This window comes from Bartonella sp. AA1HLJMS (assembly GCF_042197445.1).
GTDB lineage: Bacteria > Pseudomonadota > Alphaproteobacteria > Rhizobiales > Rhizobiaceae > Bartonella.
The window spans coordinates 1-3,055 of the sequence record NZ_JBHIRW010000093.1 but is presented as its reverse complement, the minus strand read 5'-3'; the positions used below and the strand labels follow the sequence as shown (position 1 = coordinate 3,055).

Here is a 3,055-nt window from a genome sequence, read left to right as displayed (position 1 = left end):
TGTGGATTTACGTCCTTTAGGCAGAGGGTAATGGCAAAAGTCTTTTTGACCACGTCTTGGGATATGGAGCGTATAGCCCCTTATCTTGAAGAAATCATTGCATCTTTTAGAGAGTATGTAGAGCGTTTCAAACATGAAATCACGTTGCAGGAACTGATTGAAGCGATTTGCAGTGGCAAGAAACAGTTATGGCTTGTTTTGGATGACGACGAGCGCTTTTTAGCGGCATTCACGACCCAGATACAGCAGACAGTTTTAGGAAAGAAGCGCGCACTGATTTGTGAATGTAGTGGGAAGGGCGTTCTTGATCAAGTTGATAATTTGAAATTTGTAGAGGATTGGGCGCGTGAGAATGGTGCTTCTGAAATGGAGATCTTGGGTCGTTTAGGTTGGAAGCGTGCACTAACCAAGCAAGGCTATAGCATAGGTATGCTTTATTATAGGAAGGAATTGTGACATGGGGAGCAGTAGACCAGCAACGACAGAACAGAAGCAGGTGCAGACAAGCGCCCCTCCTGCTTGGATGCAGAATGTCTTTAAGCGTGGGGGTGCAGATGCGTATAACATGTATGACACAGGGATTGGGGGTAATGTGTATGGAGGACCTCGTGTTGCGCCGTTAAGTGCTCAAACCACCCAAGCCATAGGTGGTCTTGGGAGTGTCCCTCATCATTATCAAAATCGCTCTTTGATGAATACAATCTATAATCCAACGTCGGCAGCCATGAATCTTAGACATATGGCTTCTGGTGGTATGATGGGAGAAAATTCGTATTTCAAACGAGCACTTCAAGAAGCGTTAGATGACTCAGACACTCAAATTAACAGATATTTCTCAGGGATTGGTCGTTATGCAACTCCTGATCACAGAGAGGAAGTGCGGAAAGGAAGAGATTCTATATACGCTCGTGCTATGTTAGAGCAATTTAATCGTGATGCGGATCGCATGATGCAAGCCAATGCCATGATAGACCAAGCCAATCAAAATCAGTTGGGAGCATCAAATAACTTCTTGCAGGGTTATGGCAATGCCTATTCCAATGCCATACAGGGGGGAGGTGTGCTTGATAATTACAATCAGAGAGTTGTTGATGCCAATCGTGAACGTTGGCTGGAACAAGACAATAGCGGTTGGAATAGGTTGAATATGCTTATGAACGCCGGTCATGGCTTTGCAAGAAATTACGGCACGACGATGAATAATATGTCAGAATCTAAGATGCATGGTAACGACCCTTGGCAGAATGCTATGATGGTGCTTTTTGGATTAAAGAAGGCTGCGGAAAAGGCAGCAAATGCTGCCGTTTAGTTTGAATAATCTTAGAAAAAATAAATAGTTAAAGGGAAAGTAATGGTTTTTATAGATTTTGACCCGAGAGATAGACGTTTCATATCCAAACTAGAAAAAGATCTACACGAACGCAGACTAGAAAAAGATCTACTACAATCAATAGCGAATCAACGAAAGGACAAACATAAATTACCAGTTTTTCTTAATGCGATTTCTATGAATGATCCATATAAGATAGGCTCTTTTTCTCCTTCTCCAATAGGTTCTATTCGTCCTTCTGAGATAGATAATGAGGGGAATAAACCCTCTCCGATTCCACAATCAGAAACTCCTCCTCAGTTAGAGACTTCTCCACCTATTTCAACAAAACCAGTTCCATTGCAAGAACAGCCTCCTGAACCAAATCTTAGTTTTTGGGATAAATTTTCTCGTTTTTCACAGTCTGATGTTAGTAAAAATATTGATGATTTTCTTATGGGTGCGATAACGGCTAGTCCAAATTCATCTGGATGGCAACTTTTTGCCAAGGGGCTGAAGAACTTGCATGAAGGAGATAAACAAAGAGGGCAGGTTAACCAGACTGTCGAGTATCTAAAGTCTAAAGGCTATAGTGAAGAAGAAGCGCGGTTCATAGCTGGAAATAGAGATGCGTTGAATGCTTTTCTATTACAAAAAGTGAACGGTGGAAATAGGAATTCCCAATTTACCAATGACGGTAGGATGCTTGTGGAAGATCCGAATGCACCAGGTGGATATAGATATATTATGGTTGAAGGTGGTAAATCGTATGAGGAAGCTGAACGTGCAAAAGCTCTATATGCAAATAATATAGTACGGAAAAGTATTTTATTGAAAGATCTCACATATCTTGATGAGTACCTTAAGGAAAAAGGTGGGTATGCAACAGGTCTGATTGCTTGGATTAAAAGCATTGTTCCTGGATTGAAAGAAAATGGTGCAGATAAAGTCGTGAAATCAATTAAGGAACGTATAGCAAGTGATCGTATAGACGAACTGAAGCAATTATCAAGGACAGGAGCGGTAGGACTTGGAAATGTCAGTGATAAAGATCTTGACATGCTAAAGCATTCTTTAGGTGAACTAAGCATTGATATGAATGTAGAATTATTTACGCGGAATCTGAATCAAATAAGAGATGTTATTTCAAGACTATCGCCTGAAGCAAAAGCCTATTTACTAGGTGAAGATGCTAGTCGCTCCTCTGCTAATCAGTCATCACAAGGAGGGAGTGCAAATTTGCCAACTATAAGTAGCAGAGAAGAGCTAGATCGTTATCCTCCTGGAACAATAGTTAATTATAATGGTCATCCAGTATATAAGGGAGCAAAAAGATGATAAACAATAAGCGTTATCGACCAGGAGATCGAGTTCTTGAACTTGGTGATGATGTTTATGTAGCCGATTATCCTCTTAATCCCAGCAATTCAGGTAAACGTTATCGACCAGGAGATCGAGTTCTTGAACTTGGTGATGATGTTTATGTAGCCGACTATCCTTTATATAATAATTCTTATGAAGAAGAAGCAGAACATCCCGAAATCACGCAAAGTGAAGCTTTTTGGAACTCTTTAAAGCATGGATTGAGTTTTAATTTAGATGATGAGATTGCTGGGATTACAGCGGCAGGACGTGATTCTGATGATGAGTTGGCAATAAAGGCTTTTTTGAAGGGGCTTTACAACTATTGGACTGGAGATAAGAAAACCATAGAAAAATATGAGAAAGAAGCCAATAGAATACGTG

3 protein-coding genes and 1 pseudogene are annotated in these 3,055 nt (G+C 40.6%); all 4 read left to right on the top strand.

Annotated elements, in window-relative coordinates; all coding sequences use genetic code 11:
• Nucleotides 1–30 precede the first annotated feature (30 nt).
• Nucleotides 31–456 carry a hypothetical protein gene (locus tag ACFIQE_RS09340; RefSeq protein ID WP_375632727.1) on the top strand — a complete coding sequence of 142 codons (426 nt, stop codon included), beginning with the start codon at nucleotides 31–33 and terminating at the stop codon, nucleotides 454–456.
• 1 nt (nucleotide 457) lies between these two features.
• Nucleotides 458–1,309, top strand: coding sequence for a hypothetical protein (locus ACFIQE_RS09335; RefSeq protein ID WP_375707606.1), 852 nt, complete (start codon nucleotides 458–460; stop codon nucleotides 1,307–1,309).
• A gap of 42 nt (nucleotides 1,310–1,351) precedes the next feature.
• A complete protein-coding gene (locus ACFIQE_RS09330; protein WP_375681538.1) occupies nucleotides 1,352–2,647 on the top strand; it encodes a hypothetical protein in 1,296 nt (431 codons plus the stop codon).
• Nucleotides 2,644–3,055: pseudogene (locus ACFIQE_RS09325) on the top strand (hypothetical protein); the annotation flags it as partial. The gene ACFIQE_RS09330 and the pseudogene ACFIQE_RS09325, both read left to right, overlap by 4 nt.